16 protein-coding genes are annotated in these 22,123 nt (G+C 73.8%); 9 read left to right on the top strand and 7 right to left on the bottom strand.

Translation table 11 applies throughout. The features are described 5' to 3' along the window. Positions 1-13: 13 nt before the first annotated feature. Positions 14-3,334 carry a serine hydrolase gene (locus tag AC0HI0_RS02485; protein WP_480930591.1) on the top strand — a complete coding sequence of 1,107 codons (3,321 nt, stop codon included), beginning with the start codon at positions 14-16 and terminating at the stop codon, positions 3,332-3,334. A gap of 5 nt (positions 3,335-3,339) precedes the next feature. On the opposite strand, the gene AC0HI0_RS02480 is transcribed toward AC0HI0_RS02485, so the two are convergent. The 4 genes from AC0HI0_RS02480 to AC0HI0_RS02465 all read right to left on the bottom strand — a co-directional run bounded on the left by AC0HI0_RS02480 (position 3,340) and on the right by AC0HI0_RS02465 (position 8,372). Then, positions 3,340-4,287, bottom strand: coding sequence for an ABC transporter ATP-binding protein (locus tag AC0HI0_RS02480; RefSeq protein WP_480930590.1), 948 nt, complete (start codon positions 4,285-4,287; stop codon positions 3,340-3,342). Beyond that, entirely contained in the window at positions 4,280-6,178 is a 1,899-nt protein-coding gene (locus AC0HI0_RS02475; RefSeq protein ID WP_480930589.1) for a dipeptide/oligopeptide/nickel ABC transporter permease/ATP-binding protein, read from the bottom strand. Before AC0HI0_RS02475 ends, AC0HI0_RS02480 begins: the two co-directional genes overlap by 8 nt. A 3-nt stretch (positions 6,179-6,181) precedes the next feature. After that, positions 6,182-7,177, bottom strand: a complete 996-nt coding sequence (locus AC0HI0_RS02470; protein ID WP_480930588.1) for an ABC transporter permease — start codon at positions 7,175-7,177, stop codon at positions 6,182-6,184. Positions 7,178-7,589: 412 nt separating this feature from the next. Beyond that, on the bottom strand, positions 7,590-8,372 hold the full coding sequence (locus AC0HI0_RS02465; protein ID WP_480930587.1) for a GntR family transcriptional regulator: 783 nt from the start codon (positions 8,370-8,372) through the stop codon (positions 7,590-7,592). Positions 8,373-8,510: 138 nt separating this feature from the next. Here AC0HI0_RS02465 and AC0HI0_RS02460 point away from each other — a divergent pair, with 138 nt between their 5' ends. Beyond that, positions 8,511-10,157, top strand: a complete 1,647-nt coding sequence (locus AC0HI0_RS02460; RefSeq protein WP_480930586.1) for a PucR family transcriptional regulator — start codon at positions 8,511-8,513, stop codon at positions 10,155-10,157. Positions 10,158-10,168: 11 nt separating this feature from the next. Here AC0HI0_RS02460 and cuyB read toward each other — a convergent pair whose 3' ends face one another. Beyond that, positions 10,169-10,885, bottom strand: a complete 717-nt coding sequence (gene cuyB, locus AC0HI0_RS02455) for a cysteate racemase (protein WP_480930585.1) — start codon at positions 10,883-10,885, stop codon at positions 10,169-10,171. Between the two features lie 203 nt (positions 10,886-11,088). Here cuyB and AC0HI0_RS02450 point away from each other — a divergent pair, with 203 nt between their 5' ends. After that, positions 11,089-12,651 carry an ABC transporter substrate-binding protein gene (locus AC0HI0_RS02450; RefSeq protein ID WP_480930584.1) on the top strand — a complete coding sequence of 521 codons (1,563 nt, stop codon included), beginning with the start codon at positions 11,089-11,091 and terminating at the stop codon, positions 12,649-12,651. A gap of 52 nt (positions 12,652-12,703) precedes the next feature. Here AC0HI0_RS02450 and AC0HI0_RS02445 read toward each other — a convergent pair whose 3' ends face one another. After that, positions 12,704-14,134: a M1 family metallopeptidase gene (locus AC0HI0_RS02445; protein WP_480930583.1), complete on the bottom strand. Its 1,431-nt coding sequence runs from the start codon at positions 14,132-14,134 to the stop codon at positions 12,704-12,706. A 237-nt stretch (positions 14,135-14,371) separates the two neighbouring features. On the opposite strand from AC0HI0_RS02445, the gene AC0HI0_RS02440 reads away from it, so the two are divergent. The 6 genes from AC0HI0_RS02440 to AC0HI0_RS02415 all read left to right on the top strand — a co-directional run bounded on the left by AC0HI0_RS02440 (position 14,372) and on the right by AC0HI0_RS02415 (position 21,589). Continuing rightward, on the top strand, positions 14,372-15,550 hold the full coding sequence (locus AC0HI0_RS02440) for a diaminopropionate ammonia-lyase (RefSeq protein WP_480930582.1): 1,179 nt from the start codon (positions 14,372-14,374) through the stop codon (positions 15,548-15,550). A gap of 139 nt (positions 15,551-15,689) precedes the next feature. Then, entirely contained in the window at positions 15,690-17,042 is a 1,353-nt protein-coding gene (locus AC0HI0_RS02435) for a serine hydrolase domain-containing protein (RefSeq protein WP_480930581.1), read from the top strand. A gap of 1,062 nt (positions 17,043-18,104) precedes the next feature. Then, positions 18,105-18,755, top strand: a complete 651-nt coding sequence (locus tag AC0HI0_RS02430) for an ABC transporter permease (protein ID WP_480930580.1) — start codon at positions 18,105-18,107, stop codon at positions 18,753-18,755. Next, on the top strand, positions 18,745-19,857 hold the full coding sequence (locus tag AC0HI0_RS02425) for an ABC transporter ATP-binding protein (protein WP_480930579.1): 1,113 nt from the start codon (positions 18,745-18,747) through the stop codon (positions 19,855-19,857). The genes AC0HI0_RS02430 and AC0HI0_RS02425 overlap by 11 nt, the downstream gene beginning before the upstream one ends. Further along, positions 19,854-20,606, top strand: coding sequence for an ABC transporter permease (locus AC0HI0_RS02420; RefSeq protein WP_480930578.1), 753 nt, complete (start codon positions 19,854-19,856; stop codon positions 20,604-20,606). The genes AC0HI0_RS02425 and AC0HI0_RS02420 overlap by 4 nt, the downstream gene beginning before the upstream one ends. Beyond that, positions 20,603-21,589, top strand: a complete 987-nt coding sequence (locus tag AC0HI0_RS02415) for a glycine betaine ABC transporter substrate-binding protein (RefSeq protein WP_480930577.1) — start codon at positions 20,603-20,605, stop codon at positions 21,587-21,589. Before AC0HI0_RS02420 ends, AC0HI0_RS02415 begins: the two co-directional genes overlap by 4 nt. A 96-nt stretch (positions 21,590-21,685) precedes the next feature. Here the strand turns inward: AC0HI0_RS02415 and AC0HI0_RS02410 are convergent, their stop codons facing one another. Further along, positions 21,686-22,105: a hypothetical protein gene (locus AC0HI0_RS02410; RefSeq protein WP_480930576.1), complete on the bottom strand. Its 420-nt coding sequence runs from the start codon at positions 22,103-22,105 to the stop codon at positions 21,686-21,688. Positions 22,106-22,123 lie beyond the last annotated feature (18 nt).

Below are 22,123 nucleotides of genomic sequence, written 5' to 3'. Positions count from 1 at the left end.
GTGAGGACGTTCGATGAGCAGGCGGTTCCAGATCGGTGACGTGCTGCGACTGGCGGTCCCGGAAGACGTCGCGATCGATCCCGCCGGACGCCGGACGTGCTACGTCGAGCGCCGCGCCGGGGAAAACGCGGATCGGGACGTGCGCGGGCTCCGATTGCTCGACCGGTCCGGTGCGGCGGTCGAACTGACTTCCGGGCCGGACGACCGGGCGCCCCGGTGGTCACCCGACGGCACCCGGTTGGCGTTCCTGCGCGATTCCGGGGAATCACCGGCCGCCCAGCTCTGGAGCCTGGAGGTCACCGGTCGTGGGCTCACCCGGCTCACCGACCTCCCGCTGGGCGCGGGGCCGGCGGTGTGGAGCCCCGACGGCGCGCGGATCGCGTTCCGGGCCGCGACCCCGTCCGCCGACCGCACGTCCCCCGTCGTCACCACCCGCCTGGACGACCAGGTGGAGGGCGAGCCGGCGGGCCGCGGGTACCGGTGGCACCTGCACGTCCTGGAGGTCGCGACCGGGCGGACGCGGCGGATCACCCGGGGCGACTGGGACGCGTCGGAACCGGCGTGGTCGCCGGACGGCCGGACGCTCGCGTTCACGGCTTCGGCCGAGCCGGACGCGGACCTCGACCTCACCGTCGCGCTGTACCTGGTCGACGTCGACGCGCCCGCCGCCGTGCCACGGCGGCTGGGTCCGGCCGGCGTGCGGCTCGGCGGGCTCTCCTGGCACCCGGACGGGAGTTCGGTGCTGGCGGCCGGCCGGTTGGACAACCGGGTCGGGCTGTCGCAGCTGTTCCTGGTCCGCACGGCGGACGGGAGCACCGAGCGGATCACCGACGCCGACCGGTCGGTCGCCGTGGGCGGCGGCGGGGCGACCGGCGGGCCGCCTCGGTTCGCGGACGGCGGGCGCCGGGTGGTGTTCTGCCTGCGCGACGGCGGCGACACGCCGCTGTGCGTGCTCGACGTCGGGTCGCGGCGGGTCGAGAAGCTCACCGACAGCGGGGTTTCCGTCCTCGGGCTGTCGGTGTCCGGCGGACGGGCCGCCGTCGTGCTGGCGACGCCGGACCTCTTCGGCGAGGTCGCCGAGGTCGACCTCGACAGCCGCCGCGTCACCGTGCGGACGTCGCTGCGGCAGGACCGCCTGCCCGAGGTCGAACTGTTCACCCGCACCGCGCGGTCCTTCACCGTCTCCGACGGGACGACGGTCGCCGGGTGGCTGCTCGACGACCCCTCCGCGCCCGGCCCCAAGCCGCTGCTGGTGGACCTCCACGGCGGGCCGCACAACGCCTGGGGCGCGTTCGCGGACCGGCTGAACCCGCACCACCAGCTCCTCGTCGCGCACGGCTGGGCCGTGCTCACGCCCGACCCCAAGGGCAGCGACGGGTACGGCGAGGCGTTCCTGACCGCCGCGCTGGGCCGGTGGGGCGAGGCCGACCTGGGCGACGTGCTGGAACCGGTCGACGCGCTGGTGGCCGAGGGGCTCGCCGACCCGGGCCGGCTCGCCGTCGCGGGCCACAGCTACGGCGGCTACCTGGCGTGCTACCTGACCGCGCACGACACCCGGTTCGCCGCGGCCGTGGCGCACGCGCCCGCCACCGACCTGCGCAGCCTGGTCGGCACCTCGGACATCGGCGGCCCGCTGGCGGCGCGGGAGTTCGGGGCGGCCGGCGCGGACCTGGACCGGTTCTCGCCGCTCGACCAGGTGGACCGGGTGCGCACGCCGACCCTGCTGCTGCACGGCACCGACGACCTCCGGTGCCCGATCGGCCAGTCCCGGCAGTGGTTCGCGGCGCTGCGCGGGCTCGGCGTGCCGGTCGAGTTCGTCCGCTACCCGGGCGGCGACCACGGCCTGGCCGACACCGGCCGGCCCGCGCACCGCCTCGACCTGGTCCGGCGCACGGTCGACTGGCTCCGCGAGCACACCGCCCGGCCGCGAGCGGTGGACCGCGCCCGCGCGGAGGCCGACCAGTGGCAGCGGTTGCTGCGACGGCTGTCCGACGTGCACGAGGTCCCCGGCGCGGTGCTGGGCGTGCTGCGCGTGGTGCCGGGCGGTGCGGACGAGACCTCCGTGGCGGCCACCGGTGTGCTGAACATCGGGACCGGCGCGCCGGTCACGTCCGACTCGGTGTTCCAGATCGGGTCGATCACCAAGGTGTGGACGGCCACCGTGCTGCTCCAGCTGTGCGACGAGGGCCTGCTCGGCCTCGACGACAGCCTGGCCGACCTGCTGCCCGACCTGGTGCTGGCCGAGCCCGGCGCGGCACGCCTGATCACGCCGCGCCGGCTGCTGTGCCACACCAGCGGTCTCGACGGGGACCTGTACTTCGACACCGGGCGCGGCGCGGACAGCGTCGCCCGGCTGGTCGAGCGGCTGCGGGAGGTGCCGCCGCTGTTCGCGCCGGGGGAGTCCTGGTCCTACGGCAACACCGGCTACGTGCTCGCCGCGCACCTGATCGAACGGCTGACCGGGGAGTCCTGGGACACCGCGATCCGCCGGCGGCTGGTCGACCGGCTCGGCCTGCGGTCGACGGTCACCTTCCCGGAGGACGCGATCCTGCTGCCCACCGCCGTGGGCCACCTGGACCTGCCGGGCGCGGGCCGCACCAGGACGCCGATCTGGGGCCTGCCCCGCTCGCTCGCCCCCGCCGGGGTGATCAACTCCACGGCGGGCGACGTCCTCGCGTTCGCCCGCGTGCTCATGTCGGACGGCCGCGACCGGCACGGCGGGCAGGTGCTGAGCCCGCACAGCGCGGCGACCATGCGCGCCGAGCAGGCGCGGCTGCCCGAGCTGCTGCCCGACGCGGGTTCGTGGGGCCTCGGGCTGACCCGCGAGCACGGCTACGACCGGCTGGTGGTGGGCCACGACGGCGGCATGATCGGGCAGGCCGCGTTCCTCCGGATGGTCCCGGACAGCGGCCTCGCGGTGGTCCTGCTGACCAACGGCGGTCACGCGGGCGCGTTGTTCGACCAGCTGTTCGCGATCATCGGGCGGCAGGTGGCCGGCCTGCGCCGGACGCCGCCGCGACCGCCGCTGCCGGAACCGGACCCGGCCGAGAGGGTCGACCCGGCGGAGTTCGCCGGGTCCTACCGCCGGGAGGGCAAGATCGTCGAGGTCGTACCGGACGGTCCGGGCCTGCTGGTCCGGGTCACCTCGACCGTCGACCTGATCAGGCGGATCGGTCGAGGCGACCGGGAGTTCCGGCTCGCCCCGGCGGGCCCGGGGTTGTTCCGGGCGCGCGACGAGGACGGCGCCGACGCGGGCCCGGTGGCGTTCTTCCGGACGCCCTCCGGGCGGATGCTGCTGCACATGGGCCTGCGCGCGACGCCCCGGGTCGGCTGACCGGATCAGCCTGCCGCCTCCCCCTCCCCCGGCGAGAAGTGGCAGGCCGCCGCGGCGGTCAGCACGGGTTCGACGGTCCGGCAGAGGTCGCGGTCCGCGCGGACGGCCGGGCCGATCGGGCACCTCGGGTGGAAGCCGCAGCCCGACGGCGGCCGGTGCGGGTCGGCCGGCTCGACGCCGAGCGGTCCGGCGGCCGGCGGCGCGTCGTCGAGGGCCGCCGCCAGCAGCAACTCCCGGGTGTACGGGTGCTGCGGGCGCGCCAGGACTTCTTCGGCCGGCCCGGATTCCACGATCCGACCGAGGTACATCACCGCGATGTAGTCGCTGACGTACCGCACGACGGCCAGGTTGTGCGAGATGAACAACATGCCCAGCGCCAACTCGCGCTGCAACTCGCGGATCTGGTTGAGCACGGTGCCCTGGACCGAGACGTCGAGGGCCGAGGTGATCTCGTCGGCCACGACCACCTCCGGCCGCCCGGCGAGGGCGCGGGCCAGCGCGACCCGCTGCCGCTGCCCGCCCGAGAGCCGGGCGGGCAGCACGTCCGCGGTGCCCGGGTCGAGGTTGACCAGTTCGAGCAGCCTGAGGGTCTCCGCGCGGCGCGCCGCCCGGCCCGCGGGCGACCGGCGCGGCATGGTCTCGGCGACGCACTCGCCGATCGTCATCCGGGGGTTCAGCGACCCGTACGGGTCCTGGAAGATCATCTGGAGCGGATACCGGCCCCGGCGGCGCAGCTCACGCAGGTCGGTGCCGCCGAAGGTGACCCGGCCCGAGCTGACCGGCGCGAGGCCCACCGCCGTGCGGGCCACCGTCGACTTCCCCGAGCCGGACTCGCCGACCAGGCCGACGACCTTGCCCGCCGGGACGACCAGGCTGACCTCGCGCACGGCGGTCAGCGCGTGCCGCCCGTCGCCGTAGCGGACGGACACGTTCTCGAAACGCAGCTCACTCACCTGGGTGCTCCCGGGTCGCGGTGCCGGCGGCGGCCGGGCGCACCGGGTGCAGGCACGCCACCCGGTGTCGCTCGCCGAGCCGGACGAGGGTGGGGTCTTCGGTCCGGCACCGCTCGTCGGCGAGCGGGCAGCGGGGTGCGAACGCGCACCCCGGCGGCAGGTCGTCCGGGTGCGGCGGCCGACCGGGGATGGACGCCAGCGGCCGGTCGCGGTCGGTGTCCATGTCGGGCACGGCGGCCAGCAGCGCGCGGGTGTAGGGGTGGCTCGCCCCGGTCGCCAGGTCCCGGACGGGCAGGTCTTCCACGATCCGGCCCGCGTACATGACCAGGACCCGGTCGCAGAACCGCCGGACCACCGCGATGTCGTGGGTGATCAGCAGGATCGCCGTGCCGGAGTCCGCCCGGACGTCCGCGAGCAGCCGCAGGACCTGGCTCTGCACGGTGACGTCGAGCGCCGTGGTGGGCTCGTCGGCGATGATCAGCTTCGGTTCGCCCATCAGCCCCATGGCGATCATCGCGCGCTGCCGCATCCCGCCGGAGTACTCGTGCGGGTACTGCCGCGCCCGGCGGGCCGCCGACGGGGTGCGGACCAGCCGGAGCCGGTCGACGGCCTTGGCCAGGGCGGCCGCGCGGCCCAGCCCCTGGTGCTGCTCGGCGACCTCGGCCAGCTGCCTGCCCACCTTCAGGGTCGGGTTCATCGACGTCATCGGGTCCTGGAAGACCATGGCGAGCGAGGTGCCCAGCCGGGACGCGGACCCCGGCTCCAGCGGCAGGCCGTCGAAGTCGAGGGTCCGCGCGGTCACCAGCCCGGGGTGCTCGATCAGCTGGGCGACGGCCAGCGCCGTCTGGCTCTTGCCGGAGCCGGACTCGCCGACGATCGCGGCCGCCTCGCCGTGGTGGAGGCTGAAGCCCACGCCCCGGACCGGGGTCGTCCACCCGCCGCGCCGGGGGTAGGAGACCCGCAGCCCGCGCACCCGGAGCACCGGGTCGGTCGCGGTGTCGGGGTCCTCGTCGGTCTCCGGCGCGGCGGGCGGCGCGGCGCCGCGCCGCACCGGGGCCGACTCGCCGCTGATGACCTGGGCGGCGGCCTCGCCGAACAGGTTGAACGCGAGCCCGGCCAGCACCACCAGCACGGCCGGGCCGAGCGCCGCGGCCGGGTTGACGTAGATGCTGGAGACGCCCTCGTTGAGGATGCGGCCCCAGTCGTAGTCGGGCGGTTGGATGCCGATGCCCAGGAACGACAGGCCCGCGAACGCCAGCAGGGTGCCGCCGACGCCGATCATGGCGTTGACGACGAGTTGTTCGCCGATGTTGGGCAGCACGTGCCGGACCAGGATCCGGGTGCGGGGCACGCCCGCCGCGCGGGCCGCCGCGACGAAGTCCCGGCCCGCCACCGCGGCCGCCAGGGTCTGCGTCAGGCGGGCGTAGAACGGTGCCATCGCGACCGCCAGGGCGAGCACGGCGCCCTGCGTCGAGACGCCGAAGACGACCGCGCAGAACAGCACCAGCAGCAGGCTCGGGAAGGCGACGGCGATGTTCACCACCGACGTGACGACCGAACCCGCCCGGCGGCCCAGCACGGAGGGGGCCACGCCCAGCGCGATGCCGAGCACCGCGCCGATGAGCGTGGCCAGCAGGGAGAGCGCGACCGTCAGCCGGGTGGTCACCAGCAGCCGGTAGAGGATGTCGCGGCCCAGCCCGTCGGTGCCCAGCGGGTGCTGCGCGCTGGGCGGCCGCTGGATCGCGGCCACGTCGATCGCCTCGGCCTGCGCGCTCCACAGGATCGGCGCGACGATCGCGGTGGCCAGGAGGACCACGAGCAGGATCGCGGCCGGCACCCCGACCGGGGTGCGGAAGATCCGGAGCCACGCGGCTCCGCGTCGGCTGGCCACGGGTCAGCCCTCCTTGAGGGTCGAACGGGGGTTGAGCAGGGCGAGCAGCAGGTCCACGACGAGGTTGACCACGAGCACCAGGCCCCCGTACACCAGCACCATCGCCTGCGCGGTCGGGTAGTCCTTCTGCTGGATGGACTGCACGATGGTGGTCCCGAGACCAGGCCACGCGAACACGTTCTCCACCAGCACGGTGCCCGCCATCAGCCCGGTGAGCAGGATGCCGCCGAAGGTCAGCGTCGCGGTCAGCGCGTTCGGCAGGGCGTGGCGCAGGTAGATCAGCCGCGCGGGCAGGCGTTTCGAGCGCGCGGTGCGGATGAAGTCCTCGCCCAGCACGGACAACGTCTCGATCCGCACGATCCGGGAGAGCACGCCGACCGGACCGGCGGCCAGCGCGACCACCGGCAGCACGTAGGACGCCGGGTCGCCGCGACCGGCCACCGGCAGCCAGCCGAGCCGCACCGCGAACAGGTAGACCAGCCCGACCGCGAGCAGGAAGTCCGGGATCGCGGCGACGACCATGTTCGACGTGGCGAACCCCAGCCGCAGGGCGGGTCGGCGACCGCCCCTGGTCAGCACCGCCATCGCCAGGCCGAGCGGCACCGCGACCAGCGCGACCACCAGGAACGCCAGCACCGAGATCTCCACGGTGGCGGGCAGGCGCTGCGCGACGGTCCGGGCGACGTCGACGTTGGTGACGATGGACGTGCCGAAGTGGCCGGTGACCGTGTTCTCCAGGTAGTGCAGGTATTGCAGCCAGACCGGGTCGTCCAGGCCGAGCGCGGCGCGGCGCGCGGCGACCGCCTCGGGCGAGGCGCGCAGGCCCATCGCCGCGCGCACCGGGTCGCCCGGGATGAGGTAGATCATGAAGAACGCGGCGGTCACCAGCACCCACACCGAGACCACCAGCCGGCCGATCCGGCGCAGCAGGTAGCCGGACCACCGGTGGCCGGGGAGCCGGGCGCGGAGCGCGGGCGGGGTGGCCGTCGTGGTCGCCATGCTGGTCCTCCGCTTCGTCGGCCTGCTCGTCAGGCCGGTTGATACTGCTCGCCCGAGGCCCTTCGCGGTTCGTCGTAACCACCCGAACTCGTCGTCGCTCGTTGTGCCGGAGTTCGAAGTGGACGTGGTGGCGGACCGGTGTGGACACCCGCCGCCGTCACCGGAGAAGTCAGGCAGACCGGGCCGTGCGGCCTCAAGACCGGTGGGGATGAACCGGCTCCGACTTTCGTCGTCGTGCGGGCACGACGAAAGCGCGCGCCCTGCGGGACTTCAGGCTCACGACACCCGCGTGCGGTCGATGGGAGGGTGTGCCATGCGCCGGCACGCGGAAGTCCCCCGGGCACGGGAAAACCCCGTACCGGGCCGAGGATCCCGGCGGGCGGCTCCGGTACGGGGATGGGGACGGGGAGGGCTACGCGTTGTGCCGGCGGATCCGGTCCAGGCTGTGCTGCCAGTTCTCGGTGATCGCGAGCACGGCGGCGGCCAGGTCCCCGTTCTCCAGCGCCGAGATCGCGCGTTCGTGCTCGTGCACCGAACGGCCCGCCGCGGGCGCGCCCGCGAAGTAGGCGACTTCGAGCCGGCGCAGGTGCACCTTCAGGTCGCTGACGATCGAGGCCAGGCGCGGGTTGTCCGCGATGGCGACGACCAGGTCGTGGAAGTCGCTGTCGGCCTTGGCTGCGGTGGCCGCGTCGCCCTCCCGCACCGCGCGCGCGAGGCGTTCGTTGGTGGCCTTGAGCTCGGCGATCCGGTCGGCCGGCCACGGCCCGCCGGAGGTGATCGCCAGCCCCTCCAAGGTCCACAGGACCGGGTAGATCTGCTCGGCCGCGCCGACGTCGAGGTCCGCCACGCGGGTCCACCGGCTCGCCTCGGCGGTCACGAAGCCCTCGTCCTCCAGCCGGCGGATCGCCTCGCGCACCGGGGTCCGGCTCACCTCCAGCAGGGCGGCGATGTCCTTGTCGCGCATGCGGGTGCCCGGTGGCAGCCGGCCGTCGACGATCCACTCCAGCACGCGCGCGTAGACCCGGTCCCGGAGCAGCCCGCCGCCCGCCCCGACCCGGCCGGGCACGTCGCGCGCGGCGGCCTCGACCAGGAGCCGGTAGGCGTCGACCTCCTCGACCACCGGCGGATCGTGCTCGACGGCCCCGGGCCGGCCGGGCGCGTTCCGGCGGGTCCGAGGGTTGACACCCTGTTCCATGAATACCAATATATCGGAATATCGGGCAGCCCGGTCGGGCGAGTGGAGCAACCACCGCGCAGTCGCCGCGGCGCCCGGTCCGGCGTGAGCCGCATCCGCCCTGGCTCGGGTCGAAGCCCTGATCGCTTGGAGTCGCCGATGTCGTCCCTCACCTCGTCGAGCAACCGCCCGAGACTGTCGGTCGCGAACGTCCTGTCCGGTCAGCCCGAGACGCTGCTGACCCTGGGCTGCGGCGACCCCGAAGCCCTGGTCGACGTCGGCGGCGTGGTCATCTACGACGGCGCGGAGCAGCCCGGCTGGTCGCGCGGCGCGATCGTGCTCGGCGTCGGGCTGCGCGGCGCCGACCAGATCGCGCGGACCCTGCACCAGCTCGGCGCGCGCGGCGCGGCGGCGCTCGTCGTCCGCGACCCGCTCCCCCGCAGCCCGGCGGTCACCGCCGCCGCGGCCAGCAGCGGGGTGGCCGTCCTCGCGCTGGCCGAGCGCAGGTCGTGGTTGCAGGTCAACGCGATGCTCGAAGCCCTGATCTCCGCCGACGACGGCACGTCGGCCTACGGCGACACGCTGTCCGGCATCCCCAACGGCGACCTCTTCGCCCTCGCCAACGCGGTGGCCACGCTGCTCGACGCGCCCATCACCGTGGAAGACCTGGACTCCCGGGTGCTCGCCTTCTCCGGCCGCCAGGAGGAAGCCGACGCCTCCCGCGCGGCCACCATCCTGGGGCGCGGCGTGTCCGCCGAGAACGTCCGGGCGCTGGAGTCGCACGGCGTGTTCGACCGCCTCTACCGCACCGGCGAACCCGTCTACGTCAGCCCGCAGGGCGTCCGGATCGACGGCCTGTCCGTCCCCCGGGTGGCCATCGCCGTCCGGGCGGGCAACGAGGTCCTGGGCTCGCTGTGGGCGGCGGGCCCCGTCGACCTGACGCCCGACCGCGCGCAGGCGTTCCGGGACGCCGCCCGGCTGGCCGCACCGCACCTGCTCAGCCAGCGGGCGGGCGCGGACGTCAAGCGCCGGCTGCGGGCGGCGCTGGTGGGCGCGGTGCTCGACGGCGGTCCCGGCTGCCGCGACGCGGCGCACCGGCTCGGTCTGCTCGACCAGCCCGCGGTCGTGCTCGCGCTGTCCGTGCCCGATTCGGCCAACGGCCTGGACGCCTCGCGGACCGCCGAGCGGCAACTGCTCTCCGACGCCTTCGCGATGCACCTGACCGCCGCGCACCCGCACGCCGTCGCCGCGCCGGTCGGCGACATCACCTACGGCATCCTGCCGGTGCAGGCGGCGAACGCGACGGCCCAGGCGCGGGCGACCAGGCTGTCGGAGAACTTCCTCCAGCGCGCCGCCGGGCGGACGCACGCGTTCATCGGCGTCGGGTCGGCGTCGCCGGGCTCCACCGGGCTGCCCGCCTCGCGGCTGTCGGCCGAACGCGCGCTGCACGTGCTCCGGCTGTCCAACAGCGGCACGCGGGTGGCCAACATCGGCGAGGTGTACGTCGAGGCGCTGCTGCTGGAGATGCGCGAGCAGATGGACCTGCGGGGCGACGTGGTGCGCGGCCCGGTGTCCCGGCTCGCCGAGTACGACCGCAAGCACGGCACGTGCCTGCTCAAGACGTTGGCGGCGTGGCTGGACCACTTCGGCGACGTCAGCGACGCGGCGGCGGCGGTCGGCGTGCACGCGAACACGTTCCGGTACCGGCTGCGCCGGCTGGCCGAGGTCGCCGACATCGACCTGGGCGACGCGGACACCCGGTTCGCGGCGATGCTCGTGCTGCGCCTGCTCGCGGACGAACTCTGACGGTGGCCCGGTCAGCCGCGCAGCGCCGCCAGCGCGGCCCGCGCCAGGCACTCGGTCGAGTCGACCACCCGGACGACCCGCTGCGCGCCGGACATCACCAGCGGTATCTCGGTGCACGCGGCGATCACGACCTGCGCCCCCCGGTCCACCAGTTCCCGGGCGGCCCCGGTGACGTGGTCGGCGGCGACCGCGAGCGCCTCGCCCCGGCCGGGGTGCCGCTTGACCAGACCGATCGCCCGGTTCACCGCAAGGCGCTGGGTTCGCGGGCCGACCCGCACCAGCTCCACGCCCGCCGCCTCGGCGGCGCGCTCGTACAGCCCGGCCCGCCGGGTGCCGTCGGTGCACAGCACGCCGACCCGCTCGGCGCCGCGCCGGGCTTCGGCGACCGACGCGGCCACCATGTCGATCAGGTGCGCACCGGTCGCCTCGGCGGTCTCGGCGAAGAAGGCGTGGGCGGTGTTGCACGGCACCGCGACGGCGTCGACTCCCCCGCGCTGCAACCACTCGACCCCGCGCACCATCGCCGGCACCGGGGACGGGCCGAGGCCGAGCAGCGCGGCCGTGCGGTCGGGGACGCCCGGGTCGGCCCACATCAGCACCCGCACGTGGTCCTGGTCGCGCTCGGCCGGGGTCGCCGCGACCAGCCGCTGGTAGAAGTGGGCGGTCGCGAGTGGACCCATCCCGCCGAGGATGCCCAGCGTCCCCGCGTGCTGTCCGGTCCGCGTCACGAGCGCCTCTCCGGCGGGCCCGGTCGGGCGCGCCGGGACCAGTGTGTCCGGCGGGCGGACCGGATCTCTCGTCGGTTGCGACCGGTCCCGCCGGGGCTTTTGGTCGGTTCGCGCATTGAACGTCCGGGCGGGCCGGCCGAGTCTTGCCCGACCGGATCCGACGCAGCTCGCGGGTCGACCCCGTCACCCGCCTTGGAGGACGTATGAAGCACGCCAAGTGGACGGTCGCGGCCGTCGCAGCGGTCCTGGTCGGGTCGGGGTGCTCGGCGCCCACCGGCGGGGAGTTGGTGGACGGCGGCACCTTCACCATGGCCGTCGACACCGACCTGGGCAACCTCAACCCGTTCACCACGACGTTGAGCGCCACCAACCAGTTCAACCAGTTCCTGCACCAGGGGCTGATCGACGAGGACGCGGCCGGCGCGGTCGTGCCGTCGCTGGCCGAGACGTTCGAGGCGACGCTGACCACGGCGCGCTTCACCATCCGCCAGGGCATCACCTGTTCCGACGGCGCGCCGTTCACCGCCGCCGACGCCGCCGCGACGATCAACTGGGTCGCGGACCCGGACAACAAGGCCGCGATCCTCGGCCAGACCGTCCAGGTCGGCACGGTCGCGACGGCGGACGAGGCGTCCCGGACGGTCAGCGTGACCAGCGGCCGGCCGGACGCCTTCCTGCTGCTGGACCTGGGCAGCGTCGCGATGGTCTGCCGGGGCGCGCTGGGCGACCCCGACGCGCTCGCCGCGGGCAAGGGCGGCACCGGGTTGTTCACCCTGGCCGACAGCGTGCCCGGCGACCACTACACGGTGCGGCGGCGCACCGACTACGCCTGGGGCCCCGGCGACTGGCGCAACGACCAGCGCGGCCTGCCCGACCAGGTGGTGGTGAAGATCGTGGAGAACCCGACCACGGCGGCCAACCTGCTGCTGTCCGGCCAGTTGAACTTCGCCGACGTCAGCGGGCCGGACGAGCAGCGGCTGCGCGCGGCGAACCTGTTCAGCATCGACAGCTGGAGCGTCGAGGGCGAGATCTGGTTCAACCAGCAGGCCGGCCACCCCGGCGAGGACGGCTCGGTGCGGCGCGCGGTAGTGCAGGCGCTCACCCTGCCCGAGATCGGCGAGGTGCTCACCAGCGGCACCGGCAAGGTCGCCGACCAGATGCTCGCGTCCAACACCCCGCAACCGTGCCCCGGCAACACGATCGAGGGCAACCTGCCGCGCCGCGACGTGGCGGCGGCGAAGGCGGCGCTGGACGCGGCCGGGTGGACCACCGGCGGCGACGGCTACCGGCAGCGGCAGGGCGTGCCGCTGACCTTCGTGCTGGCGCACTTCACCTCGCCGGGCCGGCAGACCGAGGCGGTCGAACTCATCCAGCGGCAGCTCAAGGACGTCGGGATCAAGGTCGAGGTCAAGTCCGGCGACGGGGTCGCGTTCAACAGCGTCGTGGTGTCGGGCGCGTTCGACATGGCGCTGGTCGGCGTCTCGGTGGAACTGCCGAGCCAGCTCGCGCCGCTGTTCTCCGGACCGGGTTTCGGCGAGGGCGGCAAGAACCTGGGCAGCGTCCACAACCCGGCCTACGAGGCGCTGGTGGAGAAGGCGTCCTCCATGCCGGGCAAGGAGGGTTGCGCCACCTGGAACCAGGCCGAGGCGGAGCTTGTCAAGCGGGTCGACATCGTGCCGTTCTACCTGCTGCCGACGCCGACCTTCGGCAACCGGGCCACGTTCAGCGGCACGCAGTTCCCGTGGTCGATCAGGATGACGGCGTAAGGACGGGCGTTGCCCCGGACCACGTGTCGCGGTCCGGGGCAGCGCTTGGCGGTCAGCCGTTCGCCTTCAGGCTCCCGGGCCAGAGGTAGGGATCGGCCGGCACGGTGGTGCCGTCCAGCCAGGCGTTCGCGAACGCGGACAGGTTCTTCCCGGCGTAGCACTGCATGAGGTCGAGGAACTGCCGCAAGGTCGCGTTCGAGTGGCGGTGCAGCTGCGGGAAAGCCTTCAACGTCGCGAAGAACGCGCGGTCGCCGACGTGGCGGCGCAACGCGTGCATGAACAGCGGACCCCGGTAGTACACGGCGTTGAACATCTCGCTGTCCGGCCCGCCGTCGCGGAGCTTCGCGCTCCAGAACGCCGGGTCGGCCAGCTTCCCGCGCACCTGGTCGCGGTACTTGCGGTCGAGGTCCACGCCCTCCTTCCGCTCGCCCCACAGGTCTTCGGCGTAGGTCGAGACGCACTCGTTGAGGCAGATGTCCGCCCAGTCCCGCACCGACACCGAATCGCCCCACCACTGGTGGGCGTTCTCGTGCACGACGTGCCGGACGGTGGCCGCGTCACCGCTGCCCTCGGCGAGCATGTACACCGAGCGGCCCTGCGATTCGAGCGCCCCGGTGAACGGGCCGACCTCGTAGACACCGCCGCCGGTGCCGATCGGGTAGCGGCCGAACAGCGACTCCTGGAAGTCGAGCACCTCCGGAAGTCGTTTCTCCACCGCGATGTTGCCCTCGGTCCCCGGCGCGAACGCGCTCAGCAGCGGCATCCCGTTGGCGCGCCGCTGGTCGAGGAAGGTGAACTTGTCGATGACGATCGTGGTGAGGTAGCCGGTGATCGGCGTCTTCTCCTGCCAGTCGAACCGGGTCCGGCCGCCGCTGCTCGCGGTCGCCGTCCGGACCCCGTTCGAGACGACCGACCAGCCCGTGGGCACGGTGGCGTGCAAGGTGAACGTCGCCTTGTCCCGGGGCGTCTCGTTGACCGGGAACCAGCTCGACGCGGCCTGGCGCTGGCCCACCGCGAACGCGCCGCCACTGGGGCTGTAGAACCAGGCACCGCCGGGGTCGGGCACGCCGTGGTAGGCGACCTCGACGGTGAACCGCTGCCCCTGGCGCAACGACTTCGCCGGCCGGACCACCAGTTCGTGCGCGCTCTCCCGGTGGTGCGCGGCGCTCGCCGAGTCGACCCGCACCGAGTCGACGGTGAGGCCGAGCAGGTCGAGGTTGAAGCCCTTCAACGCCTCGGTCGTGGTGGCCGAGATCTTCGCCACGCCGGTGAGGACGTGGCCGGCGGGGTCGTAGTCGACGCTGATGTCGTAGTGCTCGACCTGGTAGCCGCCGTTGCCGTCCTCCGGGTAGTAGCCGTCGCCCGCGCCGGCCGACCCGTAGACCGGTTCCGGTGGGCGCGGGGCCGCCGCCGCCACCCCGCCGATCGAGCCGAGCACGAGTGCCGCGGTCGCGGCCATGCCCACTGCTTTCGTCGTTGTCATCCGACCTCCGTCGAATCCGCACGAGCGCCGCCATGAGGCCCGTCGGGCGCGACTGTAATGAGCGGGACCGGGTCGGACCCTGACCGCGCGGACCAGGCCGGCGGGCCGCGTTCGTCCGATCCGACAAGGGGTTTTCGGCCGGTTCGACCAGCGTGCGTGCGACCGTGCACAAAGGACCCGCGCGCTTCGTCGGCGAGGACGAGAACCGGCCGGCACCCCGGCTCTAGGGTTTTCCGCATGATCCAGGAACTGTGGGTGCGCCCGCGCGGCGAGCGTCGGCCCGACGTGTCCCACCCGGTGGCCGATCCCCTGTGGTACCACCGGAAGCTCCCCGGCTACGCCGCGACGCCGCTCTACGACCTGCCCGGTCTCGCCGACCGGCTGGGCGTCGGGCGGCTGTGGGTGAAGCACGAGTCGACCCGGTTCGGGCTGCCGTCCTTCAAGGGGCTGGGCGCTTCCTGGGCCGCCTACCGGCTGATCCAGCGGCACGTGGGCGGGATCGGCGACGACGACTGGTCGACCGTCGAGGAACTCCGCGAACTGCTGTCCGGCCACGCCGGCCTCACCCTGGTCACCGCCACCGACGGCAACCACGGGCGGGCGGTCGCCCGGGTCGCGGCGCTGTTCGGCATGTCCGCGCACGTCTACGTGCCCGAGGGGACCGCCGCGGCCCGCGTCCGGGCGATCCGGGCCGAGGGCGCCCGGGTCGACCAGGTCGCCGCGGACTACGACACGACGGTGCGGATCGCCGCCGCCACCGCGAGCACCGACCGGCTGGTGCTGTCCGACACCTCGTGGCCCGGCTACGAAGAGGTGCCCGGCTGGATCTCCGACGGCTACTCCACGATGTTCCGCGAGATCCAGGACCGCCTGTCCGGCAGCGCCACCCCGTACCCGGACTTCGTGTTCGTCCCGGTGGGCGTCGGGGCGCTGGCCGCCGCCGCGGTCCGCCACTTCGCGCACGCGCCGACCCGGGTGGTCGCGGTCGAGCCGGTCGGGGCCGAGTGCGTCACCAGGTCGTTGCGGTCCGGCGAGCGGACCACCGTGCCCGGCCCGCAGACCTCGGAGATGGCGGGGCTGAACTGCGGCACGCCGTCCTACACGACGTGGCCGCTGCTCCGGTCCGGGCTGAGCGCCGCGCTGGTGATCGACGACGCGCCGATGCACGACGCGATGCGCCGCCTGGCCCGGCACGGGATCGCCGCCGGCGAGACCGGTGCCGCCGCACTCGGCGGGCTGATCGCGCTGCACGGCTCGGACCAGGAGCACCGGGAACCGCTCGGGTTGGCGGCGGACGCGTCGGTCCTGCTGCTGAGCACCGAGGGCGTCACCGACCCGGCGAACTACCTGACCGTCGTCGGGCGGACCGCCGAGGACGTGACCGGCCACCCGGCCGAGGTCGCCCGCGCGACCTGAGCCGGTTGTCGGCGCGGCCAGGCTCGCGCCCCGGTCTTCATCGCTTCGACCGATGCGGGACGCCCGGGATCGGCCGACAGTGGGGACGACCAGCCGGCGATCGACGTTCGTCCGGGAAGTACGGCGGAAGGAAAACAACGTGGGCTTCGACATCGGGCACTGGCAGCACCGCCTGCGCGACCTCATCGGGGAGTGCGTGGTCCCCGGGGCGTCGTTCGCCGCACTGGTCGACGGGACGGTGCACACCGCCGCCGCCGGCGTGCTCAACGTGGAGACCGGTGTCGAGACCACCGTCGACAGCGTGTTCCAGATCGGGTCGATCACCAAGATCTACACGGCCACGCTGGTGCTCCAGCTCGTGGACGAGGGTCTGCTCGACCTCGACGCGCCGGTGCTGCGGTACCTGCCCGAACTCCGCCTGTCCACGCCCGGCCTGGTCGACGGGGTCACCGTGCGGCACCTGCTCACGCACACCAGCGGCATCGACGGCGACCACTTCTTCGACGGCGGGCGAGGCGACGACACGCTGCGGCGCTACGTCGAGTCGTGCGCGACGATCGGGACGACCCACCCGCTCGGCGCGACGATGTCCTACTGCAACTCGGGTTTCTCGCTGCTCGGCGCGATCGTCGAACGGGTCGCCTCGACCACGTGGGACGCCGCGCTGCGCGCCAGGATCGTGGAACCGCTGGGCCTGTCGCACACCGCGAGCCTGCCGGAGGACGTGATGCGCTTCCGCGTCGCCTACGGGCACGGCGTGGTGGACGGCAAGTCCACGATGGCACCGACGTGGGCGCTGGCCCGTTCGGTCGGGCCGGCGGGCGGGATCACCGCGACCGCGTCGGACGTCGTGGCCTTCGCGCGCACCCACCTGCCCGGCTGCTCCGACCTGCTGCCGGCGGCGCGCTCGGCCCAGATGCTCGAACGTCAGGTGGAGATCCCCAACGCGTCCGGTGTGGACGGTCGCGCGGTGGGCCTGGCGTGGGTGCTGCGGGAGTCCTCGGGCCGGTTGGTGCACGGGCACGACGGGGGCACGATCGGCCAGAAGTCGTTCCTGCGCGTCGTTCCGGACGCGGGTGTGGTGGTGTGCCTGCTCACCAACGGCGGGCACACCGAGGAGTTGTACGAACGCTTCCTGGGCGAGTTCCTGGCGGAGGTGTGCGACGTGGCGGCCCCGCAGGCCCCGCAGCCCCCGGCGACGCCCGTCGTCGTGGACGGGCAGTCCTACGTCGGGACCTACGAGCGGATGGGCCAGCGCTTGGACGTGACGGCCGGCGACGACGGGCTCCGGGCGAAGCTGACGATCACCGCCGCGCTGTCCGAGACCATTCCGGACGAGGTGGTCGAGGTGGCGCTGGTCCCGGTGCGGGAGGACTACTTGCTGGCCCGCTTGGACGAGTCCGAGCCGTGGACGGCGTTGACGTTCTACGGGCTCGCCGACGGCAGCCGGTACGTCCACCTCGCCGGTCGCACGGCCCGCAAGGTCTCCTGACGATCGCGGACGGTCCCGCCCGCCTCGGCGGTGGGCGGGACCGTCGACGGACCAGCGGCCTGAACACCGGGCAGGCCCTCCCCCGCGACGACCCCGGCGGTGGCCCTGTCCGGGTTCGTTCTCGGGTGACACCTGTCGGTGTCGGGACGGGACCGCGCTCACCCCGTGCTACCAGGAAGTTCCGGCGGCACGGTGACGTGACCACCCGGTCCGGCGAATCCGGCGGCGACGACCTGGGGCGACACCGGCCGACCGTGGCAGTGTCCGTCCACGGACGGAGCACGCGGTCGCGCACTGGTCGGGAGAAGGCATCATGAGCCGGCACATCGGAGAGGACCGGTATCCGGGGCCGCGCAGCGCCACAACGGATCCGACGTGGCCGGACCCGCCGATCCCCGCCGAACCCGTCGACCGCCCGACGTCCTCCCTCACACCGCCCGACGGCGCGGCCCCCGAACCGGCACTTCGCGTGGTGGCGCGACGCGACGCGGCGGACCGGGAGTAGCGGACCGCCGACCTGGTGCGGTTCCCGGCCTTCCGCCGCGACAGCGGCGACCTGTGCCGCCGAGTACCCGGGCCGGTGCCCGGTCGCCGCTGGAGGGGCCGTGCGCTTCCGCCGGCGCGACGACCGGCCGGGCTTGCGGCAGGCGACACGCGCGGGAAGGACATCGCTCGCCGCGCGCCGGAGGGCAGGGCGCGACGCGTGCGGAAAGCGTTCCCCGCCAAGTGGGATGGCTGCTTCCTCCGTGCACTGTGGACGGCCCGCCGACGCGGTCCGGCACCCGGCGGGCAGGTCCGACGTGATCGACTGGCGTACCGTGGCACCTTGCCGACCCTTGCCGCCAGGGAGTGCCGCCACGGGCGAACCCGCCGCATCGCGGGACGCGCGGGGCCTCCCCCTGGTTCGATGGCCGGGCCAACCACGACGTCCGCGTACCCGCAGAGGTGGTCGATGATCTCTCCTCCGGCACGAACCCCGATGGCCGACCGGTCGGCTGCGGCGGCGGGTCGGAGGAGACCGCCGGCCGCTGCCCGGGGAGCCGACCCGGCCGGGACGTCGCCATGAGCTTCTGGGAGTTCGTGGCCGATCGCTGGAACCGGCTGCTGGTGGAGTCGCTGCTGCACGTCAGCGCCGTGGTGCAGTGCACGGTGCTGGCCGTGGTCATCGGCGTGGGGATCGGGATCGCGGTGTACCGCAGCCCGCTCGGCTCGGCCGCCGCCATCGCGTTGACCAGCGCCGTGCTCACGATCCCGTCGTTCGCGCTGCTCGGGCTGCTCATCCCGGTGCTCGGGCTGGGCGCGAGGCCGACCGTGGTCGCGCTGGTGCTCTACGGGCTGCTGCCGATCGTGCGCAACACGATCGTCGGCCTGGCCGGGGTGGACGGTGCCGTGCGGGACGCGGCGCGCGGCATCGGGATGAGCAGGTTCGGCGTGCTGACCAGGGTGGAGCTGCGGCTGGCGTGGCCCGCGATCCTCACCGGCACGCGGATCGCCACCCAGATGCTGATGGGCATCGCGGCGATCGCCGCCTACGTGCGCGGGCCCGGCCTCGGGGTGGAGATCTTCGCCGGTCTGACCAGGGCGGGCAGCGCGAACGCGACCAACCAGGCGATCGCCGGGACGCTCGGCATCGTCATCCTCGCGCTGGCGCTCGACGGCGTGTTCGCGCTGATCGGCCGCTACACCGTCTCCAGGGGGATCCGTGGCGAGTGAGATCGAACTCATCGACGTGACCAAGCGCTACCCCGGCGTCGCCGCGCCGGCCGTGGACTCGGTGAACCTGACCATCCGGGCGGGCGAGATCGTGGTGCTGGTCGGTCCGTCCGGCTGCGGCAAGACCACCACGATGCGGATGATCAACCGGTTGATCGAGCCGACCTCGGGCCGGATCACCATCGACGGCGAGGACACCCTGTCGCTGGACCCCGACAAGCTGCGCCGCGGCATCGGGTACGCGATCCAGCAGGCCGGGCTGTTCCCGCACCTGACCGTGGGCCAGAACGTCGGCACCGTGCCGGGCCTGCTGGGCTGGGCGAAGGCGAAGGTGTCCGACCGGGTGGACGAGATGCTCGACCTGGTGGGGCTGGACCCGGCCGAGTACCGCGACCGCTACCCCCGGCAGCTCTCCGGCGGCCAGCAGCAGCGGGTGGGCGTCGCGCGGGCGCTCGCGGCCGACCCGCCGGTGCTGCTGATGGACGAGCCGTTCGGCGCGGTCGACCCGATCACCCGGGGCAACCTCCAGGACGAGCTGATGCGGTTGCAGGCCGAGCTGCGCAAGACGATCGTGTTCGTCACGCACGACTTCGACGAGGCGGTCAAGCTCGGCGACCGGATCGCGGTGCTCGGGCCGCGCTCGCGGATCCTCCAGTACGACACCCCGGAGGCGATCCTGGCCAACCCCGCCGACGACACCGTGGCCGGGTTCGTCGGGGCCGGCGCGTCGCTCAAGCAGCTGCGGCTGCGGCGGGTGCGCGAGGTCGAGCTGGTCACGGCGGTGACCGCCCGGGTGACCGACGAGCCCGCCGAGATCGGCCGCCGGCTCGCCGAGGCGGGCCGCGAGTACGCGCTGCTGCTCGACGCCCGCAACCGGCCGGTGAGCTGGGCGCACGCCCGCCACCCCGGCCAGCCGCGTCCGGTCGGCGACTCGGTGTCGCTCCAGTCGACGTTGCAGGACGCGCTGGAGGCGATCCTGACCGAGGGCGGCGCGGCCGTGGTGACCGGCGCGCGCGGCGAGTACATCGGCCTGGTGGAGATGGACGCCGTGATCGGCACGGTGCAGAAGCTGCGCGACGAGCACGCGGAGTCCGACTCGTGACCGCCGGGCAGGACCGGGCGCGGGCCGACCGGCTGCGGCTGCTGATCCAGCCGATCGCGGTGGTGGTGCTGGTCGGCGGCGTGCTGGCCTGGGCGTTCAGCCGGGACCTCGACTCGATCGAGCGGCAGAGCCTCAACGCGTCGAACCTGGCCTCGGCCACCTGGGACCACCTGGTGATCAGCTTCGCGGTGACCGCGCTGGTGCTGGTGGTCGCCGTGCCGCTGGGCGTCGTGCTGACCCGCCGCTGGGCGCGCCGGGCGGCACCGCTGTTCCTGGGCATCGCCACCATCGGCCAGGCGTCCCCGGCGATCGGCATCCTGGTGCTGTTCTTCCTGGTCTCGGGGCTGGAGGGGCTGTGGGCGGCGGTGCTGCCGATCGCCTTCTACACCCTGCTCCCGGTGCTGCGCAACACCATGATCGGGCTCCAGGGCGTCGACCCGGCCCTGGTCGACGCCGGGCGCGGGATCGGCATGTCGGCGGGCACCGTGCTGCGCCGGATCGAGCTGCCGCTGGCGGTGCCGCTGATCCTGGCCGGGCTGCGCACCGCGCTGGTGCACGCGGTCGGCGTGGCCACGCTCGCGGTGTTCGTCAACGGCGGCGGGCTCGGCCTGCTGATCGACACCGGCTACAAGCTCGCCCGGGTGCCGGTGCTGATCACCGGGGCCGTGCTGGCGGTCGGGCTCGCGCTGCTGGTCGACTGGCTCGGCGCGGTCGTGGAGACCTACTTCGGACCGAGGGGACTGCGATGAGCGCGCGGCTGAGGCGGCGGCTGGCGGCGTTGGCGGCCACGACCGGGCTGCTGGTCTCCGGGTGCGGCCTGGAGTCCTCGTTCGCGCTGCCGTTCGAGGTGGGGCCCGGCTCGATCCGGCCGGTGCCGGAGCTGGCCGGGGTGGACATCGCGGTGGGGTCCAAGGACTTCACCGAGAACCAGGTGCTGGGCTACCTCGCCGAGGTCGCGCTCGCCGCGGCCGGCGCGGACGTGCGGGACATGACCAACATCCAGGGCTCCAACAGCTCCCGGCAGGCGCTGATCACCGGGGACGTCGACCTGATGTGGGACTACACCGGCACGGGGTGGATCAGCTACCTGGGCAACACCGAGCCGATCGCGGGCGAGCGGGCGCAGTACGAGGCCGTCCGGGACGCCGACCTCGCCCGCAACGGCCTGCGCTGGCTGGACTACGCGGCGGTCAACAACACCTACGCGTTCGCCGTCACCGAGGCGTACGCCCGCGAGCACGGCCTGAAGACCACGTCCGACCTGGCCGAGCTGATCCGCCGCGACCCCGACCAGGGCGTGTTCTGCCTGGAGACCGAGTTCGCCAGCCGCAACGACGGGTTCCCCGGCGTGGCGCGGGCCTACGGGTTCGACCCGCGCTCGGTCGAGGTCAAGACCTTCGGCATCGGCACGATCTACACCGCGACCTCGCAGGGGTCGTGCAACTTCGGCGAGGTGTTCACCACCGACGGCCGCATCCTCGGGCTCAAGCTCGTGGTGCTGGAGGACGACAAGAAGTTCTTCCCCCAGTACAACGCCGCGATCGTGCTCCGCGAGGAGTTCGCGCGGGCCCACCCGCAGGTCGCGGAGGTGATGGCGCCGATCGTCGCGAAGCTGGACAACGACACCATCCGCCGGCTCAACGCCGAGGTGGACGTCGACGGCCGTGACCCGGCCGTGGTCGCCCGGGACTGGCTGATCGACGAGGGGTTCGTGTCGCTGCCCGCTCCGTGACCGGATCGCCCGTCCGAAACACCGCCGCCGCCACGTGCGGGTGACGAACGTTGCCCGCCGTGGTGGCGGCCCCCGACGACGGGGGCACGTCCGGTGTCAGCCGGCGAACTCCGGGCGGTCGAGGTCGACGGTGACGGAGTTGCCGTGGTTGTTGACGAACACCGCCCGGCTGCCCTCGACCCGCACCAGGTGGAACGGGTTGGCGTAGGGCAGGGCCACGATCCACACCAGCTCGCCCGAGGCGTCCAGGCGGGCGAAGAACCCTTCGGAGCCCAGCGCGCCCTCCCCGCACACGACCGCGCCGACCGGCAGGTCCGCGCGGGCGGAGATGTCGATCGACAGCACGTCGCCGGGGTCCGCGAGCACGTGGGCCAGGTCGAGTTCCGGACCGAGGTCGAACCACGACAGCTGCGGGCCGTCGACCTCGACGGCGTACGCCGGGCCGCCCACGCGGTACAGGCCGTCGTGGGCGGGCGCGGTGCGTTTGCGCCACAGGGCGGTGATCGGGTCGATCAACTCTGCTCGGCCTGCTTC

This window comes from Saccharothrix sp. NBAS 001 (assembly GCF_056640475.1).
The sequence above is the reverse complement of the archived record's forward strand: the minus strand, read 5'-3'. Positions and strand labels throughout refer to the sequence as shown.

What these genes read in the sequence shown, in the direction of transcription:
- AC0HI0_RS02485 (WP_480930591.1), top strand. Translation starts at nt 14, where the DNA reads ATGAGCAGGCGGTTCCAGATCGGTGACGTGCTGCGACTGGCGGTCCCG.
- AC0HI0_RS02470 (WP_480930588.1), bottom strand. Translation starts at nt 7,177, where the DNA reads ATGGCGACCACGACGGCCACCCCGCCCGCGCTCCGCGCCCGGCTCCCC.
- AC0HI0_RS02465 (WP_480930587.1), bottom strand. Translation starts at nt 8,372, where the DNA reads ATGGAACAGGGTGTCAACCCTCGGACCCGCCGGAACGCGCCCGGCCGG.
- AC0HI0_RS02460 (WP_480930586.1), top strand. Translation starts at nt 8,511, where the DNA reads ATGTCGTCCCTCACCTCGTCGAGCAACCGCCCGAGACTGTCGGTCGCG.
- AC0HI0_RS02450 (WP_480930584.1), top strand. Translation starts at nt 11,089, where the DNA reads ATGAAGCACGCCAAGTGGACGGTCGCGGCCGTCGCAGCGGTCCTGGTC.
- AC0HI0_RS02445 (WP_480930583.1), bottom strand. Translation starts at nt 14,134, where the DNA reads ATGACAACGACGAAAGCAGTGGGCATGGCCGCGACCGCGGCACTCGTG.
- AC0HI0_RS02440 (WP_480930582.1), top strand. Translation starts at nt 14,372, where the DNA reads ATGATCCAGGAACTGTGGGTGCGCCCGCGCGGCGAGCGTCGGCCCGAC.
- AC0HI0_RS02430 (WP_480930580.1), top strand. Translation starts at nt 18,105, where the DNA reads ATGAGCTTCTGGGAGTTCGTGGCCGATCGCTGGAACCGGCTGCTGGTG.
- AC0HI0_RS02415 (WP_480930577.1), top strand. Translation starts at nt 20,603, where the DNA reads ATGAGCGCGCGGCTGAGGCGGCGGCTGGCGGCGTTGGCGGCCACGACC.